The sequence below is a fragment of the Prosthecobacter fluviatilis genome, from assembly GCF_055388355.1.
The window spans coordinates 4,800,523-4,816,964 of record NZ_AP043782.1 but is presented as its reverse complement, the minus strand read 5'-3'; the positions used below and the strand labels follow the sequence as shown (position 1 = coordinate 4,816,964).

Genomic DNA, 16,442 nt, shown 5'->3' with positions numbered 1-16,442 from the left:
GCTGATAGGCAAACCGCCATCGAGCAGGCATACCCCGCCCAGGCGAGCATTTTGCAAAATCGCCTCCAAAGTGACATGGCGGATCAATTTTTCCCGCTCGCCCACTTCACCGCATTGCTCAAAATCTGCTGATACGGCTTCAGGTCATGCACCCGCGCATCATGCCCCAGCGCGATCCCCACAATCTTCGCCTTCGGATGCTCCGTGATCCACACGCTCGGATGCGCCGCCTTGTACTTGTCGCTCGGGCTCGTCTCCGCCAGCACGGTGATCTTCGCCGTCCCTGCCGGGATCTTGTCCGGCTCCGCATTCACATAATACAGCTCGTCCTCCACCGTGAAGCTCGCAGGTACTCCCGCCAGGATCGCGTGCTCGGCCTTCACCGCCTTCACATCGAAAGGATGGATCTTGTCATGCCCCCTCGCACCACCGCCCACGATCTGCGCATTCAGCTCCGGCCATCCGCCAAAGCCATACCACGTGCCAGGATGCAGCATGATGATCCCCTTGCCCGCCGCCGCAAAATCAAACAGCGCTTTGCGATACGCCGCCGTGTCGAAAAACTTCCGGTTCACGCTGATCACCGCCACATCCGCATTCGCCAGCTCCGCGGCCGCCTGGTCTCGGTCCTCGGTGTAGTGCACGGTAAACCCGGCGCTCTTCAGCGTCGCCACGTCCGTCTCGCCAAAGAACTTCGCGAAGTTGTGCGATGACCCGCCGCCAATGACCAGCACCTTTGTCTTACCGGCCTCCCACTGCACCGGCGTCGCAGCCACCAGCGGTCCGTCCCCTTTGCCACCTTCCTTCGGCCCCGCCTCTGCCGCACCACCCGCTTGCGCAGTGGCTTTGGGCTTCGCCGCTGCCTCTACATTCGCAGGCTCAGCGCTCGCGGTGATCGCCACCGTGCAGGGCGTCACGATGCTCCCGCTCGTCTCCAGCGTGATCTTCTTCAGCGCCCCCTTCTTCTTCAGATTGATCGCAAAATAACGCAGCTGTCCGCGCCGTGTGAAGTCACCCGCATCTTCACTCAGCGGCACCTCTGCCTTGCCGATGTAATCGGCGAAATGCTCCCCATTTTTCAGCACGATGCTCTCCTTGTCGCCGTCGGCATAATCAACATGCACCGTCATCGCCGGCTGTCCGCGCGCCTTGTCCCCGCCAAACGGCCAGCCCCAGCCAGCCACACCGCCCAGGAAATGCAGGCTCGCGGCCGTGGTGTTCGTCGCGATCTCCACCTTCTCGGGGAAGTTGTCAGCCGCAGTTCCCTTGCCACCACCTTTGAGAGCGATCAGGCTCGCCCCTGTCTGCGACTTCTCCGGGTCCATCACGAAAAACGGCACCCCATGCACCGTCACGTTGCCAAACTTGTGCAGCGTCACCGTCTGGTCCTTCGCATCTTCCTTCGCGAAAATGCCGGCACGGCTGTCCGCATTGTAAGCCGTGCGCAGGTCCACCACCCGGAACTTCTGCTCCCCGCCGCAGATGAAGGCCAGGATGTCCCGGATGTTCTCCGCCCCCAGTCCTTCCAGCCCTTCCGGCATCAGGCTCCGCCGCGTGTTTTCCCGCGTGGCGATGTCCGCCTTCTTGATCTCAAAATCACCGCCCTGATTCCGCAGCGTCAGGCTCGCCTGGTTTTCCGTGATGATCACACCCGCCAGTGTTTCTCCTTTCTTCGTGGTGATGTTCCAGGCCCAGAAGCTCGGATCCACCTCACGGTTCGGATCCACAATGTGCACCAGCAGCTCCGCCGGTCCATGCGCCCCCATGCCCGTGAGCTGCGGCCCCACATCGCGCAGCCCCACATCTCCCAGCTTGTGGCACACAGCACACGCGGCCGTAAACATCGCCTTGCCCTTCACCGCATCCCCCGGCTTCTCCACCTCCGGTGTCAGCTGCGCGATCAGCTCGTTCTTCGCCTTCGCGTTCGGGCTCAGCTTGTCGATCATCGCATTCGCCCGCTTTGCCACATCCTTGTTTGGATGCGTCCGCAGCCGCGCAATGTTCCCCGGCCCAATCTCCTTCGGGTCAATCTTCCCGTCCTGAATCGCATTCAGCAGCGCCAGCGCAGCCTCGGGCCTCTTCAAAATCGCATCAAAGGCTTGCGTGCGCAGCTCAGGCTTCAGCCCGTTCAGGTTCGCCACCAGATCCGTGACACTGCCCTTTTCATCCATGGCCGTGATGATCGCAGCCTGCAGCGCATTGGGAGAGTCTGCTCGGGACAGCACGCCCACCACCTGCACACTCGCATCGCCGCCGATTCCGATCAGCGACTTCGCAGCCGTGATGCGCTCCGCGATGGCTGCTCCCTTGTCCTCCAGCTTCGCCGTCAGACTCGCAATCTGCGCCTTCACCTCGGCCGCCAGCGCCCCCGCCTTGTCCCACTTCACCACCAGTGGCAGCACCGCCGCCGCCAGCCTTGGCTGTTCCAGCAGCTTCTTCAGCGAGCCCGTCAGCTCGGGCGTGAGCGCAGGCCCGCCGCTCATCATCTGCGCGATGCCTTGCAGGATCACGGCTTTAAGCCCGTCCGCTTTGGCATCGGCATTGGCACAGGCGCTGATCAGTTTGTCAGCTCCTGTCGGCAGCGCCGGCGGAAGCAATGCCGCCACGAAAGCTTCCGGTGCTCCATGCACCAGCGCAGCTTCAATCATTGGCTGAGCTTCATCAGCACAGGCGGCGATCAACGCCGAGCGGCTCCAGTCCTCTTTGGCAGCCTCATAATCCTTCAGCACCTGCTGGCGTCCCGCATCAGTTTTCACCGCCTTTTCAGCGGTCTCATAGGCTTTGAGCGCGTCGCTGCCCATCCTGGCGTTGGGGTTCTTGCCCTGCTTCACCGCCTTCGTCGCCTGCTTGTGCTGCACCTTCCAGATGCGCCCAAAGTAATGGTCACGGTCAGGCCGCACCGCCGCATTGGCCGGGCCGTGGACGGGGCCGCGCGTGTCGTTGTGAATCACCGCCTGATTGTAGAAATCCACCACATACAGCGCGCCATCCGGCCCCACTCGGTTTTCAATCGGCCGGAACCACAAATCCTTGCTGCGAATGAACTCAGTCTTCTCACGCCCCGCCTCACGATGCGCCTTGTAGGTCACCCCATCCTTCTCAACAAAGAAGTGGCTCACAATGTTCAGCGTCGGCTCGGTGGTGAAGTAACTGTAGTTCCACTTCTTTGGCCAGGCGCCGCCTTCATAGATCGCACAGCCTGCCGCAGCCGTGTAGCTCCCCACCTGGTCGATCTGCACATACGCCTGCTCCGGCCACGACATCAGCGGATATGTCGGCTCCTTCGGCAGCATGCCATTTGTGCCCATCACGCCGGGCAGCTTGCCCTTCGCCAGCACATACTCAGGCAGCACCACATGGAGGAAGTGATTCCCGCTCGTCGGCTGCGTAAAAAACACCTGCCCGTCCGTCGTGATGTCCAGTCCCCACGTATTCCCACCGCGTGAGGCATACTGCTCAAACGCGCTGCCGTCCGGCTTGAACCTCACCACCCCGCTGCCGTCCGTGCCAAAATCCTGCTTCCCGTCCGGCGAGGTCACATGCCCGGAGCTGTATCCATGCGTGGCATACACCCATCCATCCAGCCCCCAGCGCAGGTTGTTGATCACCGCATGCGTGTCCCCAGTACCCAAGCCCGTGTAAAGCTTCGTCCGCTTGTCCACCACTTCATCCCCGTCCGTGTCTTCCAGATACCAGATGTCCGGCGCTGCACACGCAATAACGCCCTTCTTGTAGAAGCAGAAGCTCGTGACGAGTTCCAGCTTGTCCGCAAACACATGCTTCTTGTCCATCACGCCGTCGCCATTCGTGTCAGACAAAATTGAAATCCGGTCGATCGGGTCACGGTCATACTTCTTCGTCCACGAGCCGCTGTCCTTCCACTTCTCCACATTTAGCTCACGCCGCCCGTTCGGGTACTCCGGCGTCTCGCACACCCACAGCCGCCCCTTCTCGTCCCAGTCCACATTCATCACCTTGTTGATCAGCGGCTCCGCAGCCACCAGCGAGATGTCAAACTCCGGATGCACCTCCAGCTTCTCCGCCGCCTTCTCCGGCCGTGTCGGTCCGCCTTCCACGTAGCGCAGATTGTCCCCCAGCTCCTCCGGCTTGCACAGTTCGTCCACATTCTCCCGCTTCCCCGCCCACGCGATCCCCCTCAGCAGCAGCGCCCGGAAATTCGGCCGGCTGAAGTTCGCATAATAATGGCCCGGGATGCTGACAAACGACCGGTAGTTGTCCTTCTCATAGGTCCAGACCTGCGGCTGGATGTCATAGATGCTGACCTCCTTGCCCCCCTTCGTGATCTCCGTGGCCCGCTTCGCGGCCTTTTCGTTCCGCGCCCCGGACGGCTTGGGGGTATAGGCCCCGGCCAGAATCCGGCACTCCGGCAATACATCCATGTCGTAGTAAATTTCATCATCCATTGCGAAATTCGACACATCTTTCGTGATCGGATTCTCATGATCCGTGAAGTACAAATGCATCGGCCCCTCCCGCCATTTCGTCTGCCCATGGTGCCACGACCCGCCGATGATCCCCTTGAACCAGTCATGGTCCTTGGAAACCGATGCCGCGTGGATCGTCACAATGCCGCCCCCGCGCTGCAGGAACTCCATCAGATCCTTCCGCTCCTGCCCGATCTTGATGTCACCACCGCTGTCCAGATGCAGAATCAGTACATCCGTTGCATCCAGCTGCTCCTTGGTGGGAAAGGCATCGCCTCCTGTCGCTTTCGCCCCCCGCTCATTCAAGAGCGGCACCCAATCCCGCAGAAAGGCAGGATGATCATGCGCCCCCGGCCCGTGGGACTTCGGCCCCGACCGGATAAACACCCGCAGCGGCTCCGCCGCAAAGGACGTGTGCTGGATGACGCAGGACGTGGCAAGCGCGAGAAGGAAAAGGAAACGTTTCATGGTTGGGCCGATGGTAGCCAGAACCAACGCACGATGTGAAGCCCGTTTTCGCACGGCACACTATCAGAAATGCACATGCATTCCCCGCCTGAAAAAACAAAGGGCACGACGCGAGTCGTGCCCTTGGTGGGAAATTCAATGCAAACCGTCGCTTACTTCGGCTGTGCTGCGGGAGCCGGAGCTGGCGCTGCTGCCGGAGCCGGTGCCGGAGCCGGTGCCGGTGCCGGTGCTGCTGCAGGAGCAGCAGCCTTGGGGGCTTCGGGAGCCTTGGCAGGCTCGGTCTTCGCAGGAGCGTCCTTCTTGGCTTCGGCCTTCGGAGCTTCACCAGCCTTGGCAGGCTCAGCTGGCTTTTCCGCATCCTTCTTCACAGCCTCCTGGATTTTCCCCAAAAGCTTGGCCTTCGCCTGCTCTTCAGCGGTAGGAGCGGCTGCAGCAGCAGGAGCCTCAGGCTTGGCATCGCCAAAAAGGGATGGGGCCTTGGTCCCGGTCTGGTGGCGGCTCACGAGCACCGCCAGGAGGATGGTGATGGCAAAAAGCGTGATGGCCAGATAGACCGTGAACTTCTGCAGCACATTCGTGGTCTGCGCACCCCAGACTTGGCTGGCGGCGGCGTCTCCAAAGGAGGCGCCAAGGCCTTCCTGACGGGGGCGCTGCATAAGCACGACGAGGATGAGCAGAAGGCAGACGATGACTTCCACTACAGTGAGAATTCCAATGAAGATGTCCATAAGAGGGGGCGCGAATATGGGGGGACTTCCCCGCTTGGCAAGGGGGAGTTCCAGTTTGCACAGCCGAGGCCGGGCCCGTTCGCCCCCCCCTTTACAGGGCGTTTACAGACGCCGCACGCCGCCTGAACCACCCTGGGGGCATGAAAACGACCCTGTGCGCCCTTTTTCTCGCCTCCCCGCTGCTCGCGCAGACTTCCGGCGTTCCGGCATGGATCTCCCCCAGTGCCAGGGTGATTCTCGCCCAGCCGGTTCAGGTCACCCAGGTCGAGGCCCGCATCGACCTCGCGGACCAGCACGCCACGACCACCCTGGACATCGCCCTGCACAACCCGACGGGCCGCCCGCAGGAGTCCGAACTGCTCGTCCCCGTCCCCACCGGAGCGGTACTGAAGGCCTTCACCTTTGAGGGCGGCGGCTCCGAGGGCACGGCCAAACTGCTGCCTCGGGAGGAAGCACGACGCATCTACGACTCCATCGTGGCACAGACACGCGATCCTGCGCTGCTGGAGTTCGTGGGCAACGCGGTGGTGAAATCGAGCGTGTTCCCCGTCCCGGCCAATGGCACACAGAAAGTCCGTGTGACCTATGAGCAGCTTCTCGAAGCCGATGGCGCGAGACTCGATTATGTCCTGCCGCGCTCAGAGGCGGTGGAATATGCGGTGCCGTGGAAGCTCTCCATGCGCGTCAAATCCACGTCACGCATCGCCTCGCTCTATTCTGCAAGCCACGAGATCTCGGCCAAACAGCCCGATGGCAACACCGCCACCCTCTCTTGCGAGACCAAGGACCCGGGGGCTTTCCGGGTGTCGCTGCTGCGTGAAACCAAGGATGAAATGACCGCCTCGCTGCTGGCCTATCCAGATCCCAAGATCGGCGGCGGCTATTTCCTGGTGATGATCGCCCCGCCAAAGCCCAAAACAGATGCGAAGCCCATCCTGCGGGAGGTCACCCTTGTCATCGACCGCAGCGGCAGCATGGCCGGCCCCAAGCTCGATCAGGTCAAAGCCGCCGCCTTGCAGGTGATCGAAGGCCTGAACGACGGCGAGGGCTTCAACCTCATCGTTTATAATGAGGCCGTTGAGATGTTTGCCGCGCAGCCGGTGATCAAAAACGCCGAAACCACCAGACAGGCCCGCGACTACATCAGCGCGCTGCGGGTGAGCGGCGGCACGAACATCCATGACTCCGTGGTCGATGCGCTGCGTCAAAAGCCGCTCGAAGGCATGCTGCCCATTGTCCTCTTCCTGACCGACGGCCTGCCCACCATCGGCCAGACCTCGGAAAAGGCGATCCGTGAGGCCGTGGCCAGGGGGAATCCGCACCAGCGCCGTGTGTTTACCTTTGGCGTCGGGGTGGATGTGAACACACCGCTGCTTTCCCGCATCGCCCGTGAAACCCGGGGCAGCGCGGAGTTTGTGCTGCCCAAGGAAGATGTGGAGGTCAAAGTGAGCCGGGTGTTTGATCGCCTGCGCGGCCCGCTGCTCACAAAGCCGACCATGCGGGTGGATGATCCGAGCCGGGTGAGCGATCTCATCCCCTCCCCCCTGCCTGATGTGTTTGAGGGAGAGCAGATTCTCCTGTCCGGCACCTACCGTGGCGAGGCACCGCTGCATTTCCAGCTCACGGGCGCTGCCGCAGGGGGAGAACGAAAATTCGATTTCACCTTCAATCTCGACAAGGCCAGCACTGCCAACGCCTTTGTGGCCCGGCTGTGGGCCAGCAACAAGATCGCCGTGCTCAGCGAGGCGATCCGTGACCTCGGCGCCGATGGTGCCACGGGCGGAACGACGGAACTGGTGAATGAAATCGTGCGCCTTTCGACGCAGTTCGGCATTCTCACCGAATACACCGCCTTCCTGGCGGAAGAAGGCACCTCCCTCGCCGCCGCGCCCGCCAATGCCAGCAGGGCTGCCGACAACTATAGCGACAGGGCGATGAAGATGCGCAGTGGTGTGGGCTCCGTCTCTCAGGAAGGCAATTTGAAGAAGGCCGCTGAATCCAAGCAGCTCAATGTCCGCAATCGCTTTCTCGATGCCAAGATGCAGGCCATCGAGATCACCAGCGTGCAGCAATGCCAGGCCGGAGCCCTCTTTAACAAAGGCAACCGCTGGACCGATGCCAGCGCCGCCAAGGCCGAACGCGCCCCTGACCGCACCGTCGAAATCGGCAGCACTGAGTTTGGCCGCCTTGTCGATGAGCTCGCCGCCGACAACCGCCAGAGCCTGCTGGCCCTGCGTGGCGAGCTGCTGCTGCAGCATCGCGGCCAGCTCGTCCTCATCCGCTGAAATTCCCACAAACACACCCATGAAAACGCCATCCATCCTCATCGCCACGGCTTTGACCGTGTGCCTCGCCATCGCCAAGGACGCCCAGCCGCCCGCACCCGTGGCGGAGATCGTAAAAGTCGAAACAGCTGCCGCAGACACACCGGTGGTGCAGATTGCCGTGCTGCTGGACACCAGCAGCAGCATGAGCGGCCTCATCGAGCAGGCGAAAACCCAGCTTTGGAAGCTGGTGAATGAATTCATCACCGCGAAGCAGGACGGCAAAACTCCCGTCGTGCAGGTGGCGCTGTATGAATATGGCAAATCTTCGCTGCGGGCGGAAGAGAACTGGATTCGCCAGATCCAACCGCTCACCCGAGATCTGGACAAAGTATCCGAAGAACTCTTCGCCCTGACGACAAACGGAGGCGACGAGTACTGCGGTGCGGTGATTGAGCGGGCGACGAAAGACCTCGCCTGGGATGCGAATCCGAAAGTGTACAAGGCGATCTTCATCGCCGGCAACGAGCCTTTCACCCAGGGGCCCATCGATTCCAAAAAAAGCTGTCAGAACGCCATCGCGAAGGGCATCATCGTGAACACGATCCATTGCGGCAGCGAGTCCCAGGGCATCGCCGAGCATTGGAACCAGGGCGCGCTGCTCGCAGACGGCAAATACCTCGTGATTGACCAGAACCAGGCCATCGTTCACATCGAGGCGCCGCAGGACAAGGAGATTGTGAAACTCAACGAACAGTTGAACAGCACCTACATCAATTATGGAAAGGAAGCTCCGATGGCCAAGGCCCGGCAACTCGCCCAGGACAGCAACGCCGCCGCCAAGGCTGAATCCGGCGCCCAGGTCCAGCGCATCATCAGCAAGGCCAGCGCCAACTACTGCAACACCGGCTGGGATCTCGTGGATGCCTGCAAGCAGAAGGACTTCGACATCACGAAGATCAAGGAGGCCGACCTGCCGGAAGAGATGAAGAAGATGAGCGTCGAAGAGCGCAAAACCTACCTGGAAAAGAAAATGGCGGAACGTGAGGGAATCCAAAAGCAGGTGCTGGCACTGAACAAGGAACGTGAGAACTACGTGGCCACGAAACGCAAAGAGTCCGCCAAAACCGACACCCTTGACACCGCCATGACCAAGGCTCTGCGGTCCCAGGCGGAGAAAAAAGGCATCGCGTGGGAGAAATGAACCTTTAAACTTCGCCATGCCGTCCACCATTCTTGTTGTTGAAGACGACGCCGCGATCCGTCGCGGCGTCCTGGATGCGCTCAAGTTCGCCGGTCATACGACCCTGGAGGCAACCGATGGTGAGAAGGGCATGAAGCTGGCCCTGAGTTCGACCTTCGACCTCATGCTGCTGGACCTGGTGCTGCCGCATGCGAGCGGCTTTGACATCCTGAAAGCCCTGCGCCGAGAACGACCCGGCACACCGGTGATCATCCTCTCCGCCCGCGGCGAGGAGAATGACCGCGTTCGCGGCCTGCGGCTGGGTGCGGATGACTACGTGGTGAAGCCGTTCAGCGTGCGCGAACTGCTGGCCCGTGTGGAGGCGGTGCTGCGCCGTGCACCCGAACGCCAGCCTGTGAGTGAAACGCTCACGCTCACCGCAGCGACGATCGATTTCGGGCAGAGCGTGGCCCGTTTTGAGAATGGCGAGAGCGCCGAACTGTCCGAACGCGAGCGTGATGTGCTGCGCTACCTGGCGCTGAATCGCGGCAGGCCGGTTTCACGGGAGGAGCTTCTGCAGCGTGTCTGGCACATCGAGAACCAGCAGACGGAAACACGCACCGTGGACATGCACATCGCAAATTTGCGCCACAAACTGCGAGATGATGCAGAAGCGCCGCGTGTGATCGTCACGATACGAGGCAAAGGTTATCAACTTGCCTGAACCCATGAACTTGAACTCCAACTTCTACGGCAGTTCCACCACTCTGAGGATCTTCTCAGCAGCGGCCATCGGAAGCATGGTTGGGGGATGGATCTTCTTTTTATTGGATTGGTTTGGACCGTGGCTGTTCAGCCAGTTCATTGCTTTCGTTCTGGGCATGAGCTCCTGTTGTCCCCTTGGGGGAATTGTCACTGCATGCTCTGTGCTCTCCCTGGCCACATGGTTTGTCTGGGCCATGATGAATTCCGCATCTTGAAAAAATCATGCGCAAACCGCTCCACATCTGGATCACCTTCATCGCCTGCCTCGGGCTGCTGCTCGCGGCGATGGCGTGGGTGAGCTGGCACACGCTGGCTCTGGAGCGCGAGCGGGAAACGGCGGCGAGGGAGGCCGACCAGCAGGAACGCGTACGGCTGGCGCTGTGGCGGCTCGATTTCCAAGCGAGTGCGCTCATGATCCGCGAAAATGCGCGGCCGCCCTATGATTTCCGTCCGTTTCATTCGCCGGAAGGTCTGATCAACAAAGCGTACGACAATGTGGCGAAGGGAGAGGTGCTGGTACCATCCCCGCTGCTCGCCGAGGTGCCGGAGCATGTGCTGCTGTATTTCCAGATGGACACGCGCGGCCAGGTTTTGTCCCCGCAGGTGCCGCAAAACAACGAGCGCACCCTGGCGCTGGCGCAGTTCATCAATGCAGATGACCTGACTCGCAGTGAACAACGTTTGAGTGGATTGCGTGAACTCCTCGCCAAGCCGGTGCAGATGATCACACTGCCGCAACAACGCGAGTCCTCGGTCCGGAACAACGGACGTGCTGCACCAATGGCTCCTGCGGCGGCAACCGCCCTCAATCGTCAGCTGCTTGCCGAGATGGCCTGCGTGGCCCGCTTTGACATTGATGACTCCAAGGCGGCTGAAGCCAATGATGCCAAACTTCCACGCAACCCGGCCTGGAATACGCAGCAGGGCCAGGTGGCGTCCCAGCAGTTGATGCTGAACAGCACGGAAAACTACTCGCGCAATCGGGCCGTCAGCCTGCAGGCCGAGGAGGCGATCAAACAGCAGCCGCAAATCAAGCTGAAGGAAGGATCCAACGCGCTGGCCTACTCCAAGGAAAGTGGGGCCGAGCCCAAGCCAGCACCGGCAAAGGCTTTGAAAAAAGAATCAGCGAAACCGGCAGACAAAAGCGAGGGGTCCAGCCTCGTAGCATCCACAGGGGCTGCGGCAAAGGCTGTGGATGAAAAGCAAATGTCGTCCCAAAGACAGCCACAAGATCTGGCCCCTGCGGCAGCTCCCGCGCCTATGCCTTTGGAGCCGAAAGCGGATGGTGCGGCCCGAGCCTTGGGGAATGAGTCCTCCGCGGCTCCAGCCGCTCCAGTTGCTGTTCAGCCGCCACCCAAAAACGCCTCCGCCGTGAACAGCTCGCGGCCTTTTCAAGGTGTGTGGATCGGCAGCAACCTCATGCTGACCCGGGAGGCCTTCGTGGACGGTGTGCGCATGGTGCAGGGCGTGTGGCTGGACTGGCCCGCGCTGCGCGACTCCCTGCTGCGAGAGATCACCGATCTGTTTCCCGATGCGAAGCTGGAGCCAGCGGCAAACGCCACCGCTGGCACGCGCCCGGATGACGACCCGCTGCGCTTTGCCGCGCTGCCAGTGCGGCTGGTGCCGGGGAGCATCCAGCTACCGCCGCTGCCATTCTGGACGCCGCTGCGAAGATCACTGGGGATCGCGCTCGCCTGCGGCCTGCTGGCCGCCGCGGCGGTGGGGCTGGTGCTGTTTGGCACGGTGGCGTTGAGCGAGCGACGCGCCGACTTCGTCTCTGCCGTGACGCACGAGCTGCGCACGCCGCTGACCACCTTCCGCCTGTATTCTGAAATGCTGGCGGATGGCATGGTGACCGATGAAGCGCAGCGCAAGACCTACCTCGACACCTTGACCGGGGAGGCGAGCCGGCTGAGCCATCTGGTCGAAAACGTGCTCTCCTACGCCCGGCTGGAGCGCGGCAGCGCCAAGGCGAGGGCCGAGAAAATTAGGATCGGCGAACTTCTGGACCGCATTTTGCCACGGCTGCAGCAGCGTGCGGATGCCTGCGGCATGACCGTGTGTGTGCAGGCGACGGAAACCGACCGCAAAACAGAGCTGCATGTGGACGCGGCGGCGGTGGAGCAGATCCTGTTCAACCTGGTGGACAACGCCTGCAAATACGCCGCCCCGCGCTCCTCAGAGCCGGTGATCCATGTGGAGGCGGACACGGGCGGCAAGTTTGCCATGCTGCGCGTGCGCGACCACGGCGGGGGCATCTCCCGCAGCGAGCGGCGGCGGATTTTCCACCCCTTTCACAAAAGTGCTGATCAGGCGGCGCACTCGGCTCCAGGAGTCGGGCTGGGCCTGGCGCTGTGCCGGCGGCTGGCTGCGGCGCTGGGCGGGGCGATCACCCTGGATGCCACGCACAAGGACGGGGCCTGCTTCATGCTGCGCCTGCCGAAGTGATCAGCGCTCTCCGGCGAGAGTGACCGCCCCGGTGAGGATGACGTTTCCCGCATCATCCCGGATTTCACCGCTGATCTGGCCCAAGGTGTCGAGCACGCCCTGCAGCGAGCCGCTGAGGTGAAGCGACTGGCCGGGAGTGATGCTGCCGAGAATTTTGATCTGCCGCACGGCGGTGAGGCGGAGATTTTTGAGCGGCGGCTCGCCCGGGCGGGTCTGTATGAGGATGCCGCCCAGCTGCGCCAGCGCCTCGATCATGAGCACGCCCGGCATGAGCGGCGCCCCTGGAAAATGCCCCCTCAGAAACTCCTCCCCCCCTTTGAGCCTCCACACCGCCCTGGCGGACACACCAGGAGTCAATTCAACCATTTCGTCGATAAAACGGAATTCAGAACCATGCGGCAGGGAGGAAAGCGCTTGAACAAGCTCAGCTGAAGATGTCATGCTGAAGTCTCTTATTCACGATTCCCCACCAGAGCAAACTCCAAGATGCGCACCGGCGCCGATGATTTGCCGTGTGCTGATCCAGGCATGGCATGCCGCCGTGCTGCTGACGAGCATGGTGTTCTGGGTGGTGGGCGGCCTGCTCTTTGTGCTGGCAGGAGCCTTGCTGGTGCCAGTGCTGCCGGTGGAAAAATCCCGCGCCATGGGGCAGTGGCTGCTGAGCGCGGCCTTCCGGATGTTTCTCGCCTTTCTCTGGATATGCGGAGTTTATGAGTGCGAATACATCGGCTTTGAGGCGCTGCGGGGCGTGAAAGGCGGGCTGATCATCGCGCCGAACCACCCGGCGCTGTGGGACGCCGTGTTCATCCTTTCCAAAATCCACGGTCTGCGCTGCATCCTGAAGGACACCCTGATGCACAACCCCTTTCTGCGCGGCGGTGCCAAGCTGGCGGGCTTCATCCCAAACAAGCCTGCGCACAAGATGCTGCAGCATTCCATCGAGGCCCTGCGCCAGGGAGACCGGCTGCTGTTTTTCCCGGAAGGAACGCGCACAAGGAAAAATGAGGAGTGCATCAACACCCTCCAGGGCGGCCTGGGCATCATCGCCACGCAGTCGAGCGCGCCGGTGTGGCCGGTCTTCATCGAAACCAACAGCGACTACCTTTGCAAAGGCTGGCCACTGTGGCACCTGCCAGACAAGAAGATCCGCATGCGCATCACGCTGGGAGAACCGCTGGCCAGCCCGCCGGATGAAAGCGCGGCGGCCTTTCTCCGACGGCTGCGCGAGGTGTTTCTGGCGGCGCTCGACAAAGGGACGAAAGCCTGATGGGAGGCCGGATCTGGCGCGTTATTCACTGCATGCGCCCGCTGCTCTTTGCACTCCTCTGCGGCACCAGCCTGCATGCTGAGCCGGACATTCTTCTCATCGTGGCCGATGACCAGAGGCCGGACACGATTCATGCATTGGGCAATGCCTTGATCGAGACTCCGAATCTCGACCGCCTCGTCGCACGCGGCACGTCGTTTTCGCGGGCGTATGCTGGCTACCCCATCTGCCATGTGAGCCGGGCGCAGATCCTCACCGGAAACCCGGCCTTCAAGGCGCTGCCGAAATACCCCGGCGGCGCGATCGATCCACGGCTTGCCACTCTGGGCGGCACCTTGCAGAAAGCGGGCTACCACACCTGCTACACTGGCAAATGGCATAATGACGGACATCCGCAGCAGCGCGGCTACACCACCACGAGCGGCCTTTACTCCAGCGGCGGCGGCAAGGGTGTGACACAGCCGGACGTAGATGACCGGGGCCGCCCGCTCACGGGGTATCGCGGTTGGACATTCAAGGACGGAAACAACCAGGCTGAACTGGACAAAGGCGTGGGCCTGCAGCCCGACAACAACCGCCACGTCGCAGATGGGGCCATTCGTGCGATCCATGCCGCCCCAAAAGGAAAGCCGCTGTTTCTGCATGTGAACTTCGCCTTTCCCCACGATCCACGGCAGTGGCCTGCAGGCATGAAAGATTGCTACGCTGCCGCGAAAATGCCGCTTCCGGCCAACTTTGCGGCGAAGCACCCCTTTGACCATGGCAACATCAGCGGGCGCGATGAACTGCTGCTGCCAACCCCACGCACGCCTGAGGCGGTGCGTGCAGAGCTGGCACTTTACTATGCCATGATCACGGATCTCGACGCGCAGCTGGGCCGCATCCTGGCGGCGCTGCCAGAGCCAGAAAACACGATCATCATCTTCACCAGCGATCAAGGTCTTGCGCTCGGCAGCCATGGGCTGCTGGGCAAACAGAACGAATATGAGCACAGCATCCGCAGTCCGCTGATCGTCTGCGGCCCCGGCCTGCCCAAAAACGAGCGCAGCGCCGCGCTGGCGAATCTGAACGATCTTTTTCCCACGCTTTGTGATCTCGCGGGGATCGCGGTTCCTGCCACTGTGCAGTCGAAGAGTCTTGCGCCGGTGCTGCAGCACCAAACCGAGCGTGTGCATGAGTTTGTCACGGGAGCCTACACGGACACCCAGCGCATGATCTGCGACGAACGCTGGAAATTCGTGCTCTACACCAAGCTGGGACGCGAACAGCTTTTTGATCTGCAGACCGATCCTGATGAGCTGCACGATCTCAGCGCCGATCCGGCCCACCGGGCCAAGCGTGATGAACTGGGAGCCAAGCTGCGAAATTGGCGTGAGCAGAATGGCGACCCCGATCTGTCAAAGCCGGGCCAGCTTCGATGAAATGGCTGCGCCTTCATCAGCGTTCCCGGTCTTTCCACCATGAACCGTCTCTGCCTCACGCTTCTTCTTTTTGCCTGCGCCCTGAATGCTCAAACCCCGGCTCCGACGGCCAAGCCAAAGGCCGCCGACGCGGTGGACAAGATGGCCGCCGGGCTGAAGCCCACGCGCATCCTGCCCTACAAGAAGACCGGTGACACCGAGCTGAAGCTGCATGTGTTTGAGCCGGAGGGCTTCAAGCCGGGCGACAGCCGCGCCTGCTTCCTCATCATTCACGGTGGCGGATGGACAGGAGGCTCTCCGCCGCGCATGTACCCCTTTGCCGCGCACTACGCCAAGCACGGCATGGTAGGCGTCAGCATGCAGTACCGGCTGCATAGCGCCAAAACAGGCGTGAGCGTCTTTGACTGCGTGAAGGACGCCCGCTCGGCGATGCGCTACATCCGCAGCCATGCGGCGGAGATGGGCATTGATCCGCAGAAGATCATCGTCAGCGGCGGCTCCGCAGGTGGTCATCTGGCGGCGGCCACAGCCCTCTTTGACAACGTTAACGAGGATGGCGACGACCTCAAAGTCTCGCCCATTCCGAATGCCCTGGTGCTGCTCTTCCCCGTGATCGACACGTCCAAGGATGGGTATGGAAACGCGAAGATCGGTGAGCGCTGGCAGGAGCTGTCGCCCGTGCACCTGGTGCGCGCCGGGGTACCGCCGACCATCATCTTTCACGGCACAGGAGACACCGTAACACCCTTTGCCGGCGCCAAGGCCTTCCAAGAAGCCATGCTGAAGGCGGGCAACCGCTGCGAACTCGACATCAATGAAGGCGGTGCCCACGGCTACCTCATGCGCAGTCAGGTGCTCTTTGACGACACGATGCAGAAGACGGATGTGTTTCTGAAGTCACTGGGGCTGCTCAAGTGACGCGCCAAGGCCCGGCAGTCACTCCTCAATCCACACGGCCGTGCCTTCGGGTACGAGATCAAAGAGCTCGATCATCTCCTGGTTGCGCAGGCGAACGCAGCCGTGGCTGGCGGGGCGGCCAATGGCGTTTTCGTCATTGGTGCCGTGGATGTAGACATAGCGCTGGTAGGTGTTGGCATTGCGCGGCTCGGTGCCATGCAGCCAAAGAATGCGGGTGAGCACGAAGTCGGATTTTGTGTCCATCCCAGGCACCCAGCGCCCGACGGGCTGGCGTGACTTGAAGATGGTGCCGCTCTCCGCGCCGTGGCCGTGCTTTTCTTTGACCACAAAGCGGCCCAGCGGCGTCTTGTTGCTGCCTTCGGTGAAGCCGATGCCGAATTTCGACGTGCTGCACGGCCATTCGCGCACGAGCTTCATGCCATCGTACAAACGCAGCCGCTGCGTGCCGATGCTGACTTCGAGGCGTGGAGAGGCGAGATTCATAGCTGTGATGAACCATTCATCAGCATGCGTATGACTGCACGCGAGAACTGCA

Annotated in this window: 12 protein-coding genes; 8 read left to right on the top strand and 4 right to left on the bottom strand. The window is 61.8% G+C overall.

The window, feature by feature from the left end:
• Positions 1 to 83: 83 nt before the first annotated feature.
• Entirely contained in the window at positions 84 to 4,913 is a 4,830-nt protein-coding gene (locus tag ACZ5WW_RS18835; RefSeq protein ID WP_377168824.1) for a PVC-type heme-binding CxxCH protein, read from the bottom strand.
• 152 nt (positions 4,914 to 5,065) lie between these two features.
• Complete coding sequence (gene secG / locus ACZ5WW_RS18830) at positions 5,066 to 5,641, bottom strand: preprotein translocase subunit SecG (protein WP_377168822.1); 576 nt, start codon at positions 5,639 to 5,641, stop codon at positions 5,066 to 5,068.
• A gap of 140 nt (positions 5,642 to 5,781) precedes the next feature.
• On the opposite strand from secG, the gene ACZ5WW_RS18825 reads away from it, so the two are divergent.
• From ACZ5WW_RS18825 to ACZ5WW_RS18805, 5 genes are read left to right on the top strand one after another with little or no spacing between them, the layout of a single operon-like run.
• Entirely contained in the window at positions 5,782 to 7,926 is a 2,145-nt protein-coding gene (locus ACZ5WW_RS18825; RefSeq protein ID WP_377168820.1) for a VIT and vWA domain-containing protein, read from the top strand.
• A 19-nt stretch (positions 7,927 to 7,945) separates the two neighbouring features.
• Positions 7,946 to 9,109, top strand: coding sequence for a vWA domain-containing protein (locus tag ACZ5WW_RS18820; RefSeq protein WP_377168818.1), 1,164 nt, complete (start codon positions 7,946 to 7,948; stop codon positions 9,107 to 9,109).
• Between the two features lie 16 nt (positions 9,110 to 9,125).
• Positions 9,126 to 9,812 (top strand): response regulator transcription factor, encoded by a 687-nt coding sequence (locus tag ACZ5WW_RS18815; RefSeq protein WP_377168816.1) that lies wholly within the window; start codon positions 9,126 to 9,128, stop codon positions 9,810 to 9,812.
• 4 nt (positions 9,813 to 9,816) lie between these two features.
• The gene (locus ACZ5WW_RS18810; RefSeq protein WP_377168814.1) at positions 9,817 to 10,068 is read left to right on the top strand and encodes a hypothetical protein; all 252 of its coding nucleotides are present in this window, start codon (positions 9,817 to 9,819) and stop codon (positions 10,066 to 10,068) included.
• Positions 10,069 to 10,075: 7 nt separating this feature from the next.
• The gene (locus tag ACZ5WW_RS18805; protein ID WP_377168812.1) at positions 10,076 to 12,301 is read left to right on the top strand and encodes a sensor histidine kinase; all 2,226 of its coding nucleotides are present in this window, start codon (positions 10,076 to 10,078) and stop codon (positions 12,299 to 12,301) included.
• On the opposite strand, the gene ACZ5WW_RS18800 is transcribed toward ACZ5WW_RS18805, so the two are convergent.
• Complete coding sequence (locus ACZ5WW_RS18800) at positions 12,302 to 12,742, bottom strand: 3-hydroxyacyl-ACP dehydratase FabZ family protein (RefSeq protein WP_377168810.1); 441 nt, start codon at positions 12,740 to 12,742, stop codon at positions 12,302 to 12,304.
• A 61-nt stretch (positions 12,743 to 12,803) separates the two neighbouring features.
• On the opposite strand from ACZ5WW_RS18800, the gene ACZ5WW_RS18795 reads away from it, so the two are divergent.
• Genes ACZ5WW_RS18795 through ACZ5WW_RS18785 form a run of 3 tightly spaced genes read left to right on the top strand, consistent with a single transcriptional unit; the run spans position 12,804 to position 15,907 of the window.
• Positions 12,804 to 13,568 (top strand): lysophospholipid acyltransferase family protein, encoded by a 765-nt coding sequence (locus ACZ5WW_RS18795; RefSeq protein ID WP_377168808.1) that lies wholly within the window; start codon positions 12,804 to 12,806, stop codon positions 13,566 to 13,568.
• Between the two features lie 32 nt (positions 13,569 to 13,600).
• Positions 13,601 to 14,989 carry a sulfatase-like hydrolase/transferase gene (locus ACZ5WW_RS18790; protein WP_377168806.1) on the top strand — a complete coding sequence of 463 codons (1,389 nt, stop codon included), beginning with the start codon at positions 13,601 to 13,603 and terminating at the stop codon, positions 14,987 to 14,989.
• A gap of 39 nt (positions 14,990 to 15,028) precedes the next feature.
• Positions 15,029 to 15,907, top strand: a complete 879-nt coding sequence (locus ACZ5WW_RS18785) for an alpha/beta hydrolase (RefSeq protein ID WP_377168804.1) — start codon at positions 15,029 to 15,031, stop codon at positions 15,905 to 15,907.
• Positions 15,908 to 15,925: 18 nt separating this feature from the next.
• Here ACZ5WW_RS18785 and ACZ5WW_RS18780 read toward each other — a convergent pair whose 3' ends face one another.
• The gene (locus ACZ5WW_RS18780; protein WP_377168802.1) at positions 15,926 to 16,390 is read right to left on the bottom strand and encodes a L,D-transpeptidase family protein; all 465 of its coding nucleotides are present in this window, start codon (positions 16,388 to 16,390) and stop codon (positions 15,926 to 15,928) included.
• Positions 16,391 to 16,442 lie beyond the last annotated feature (52 nt).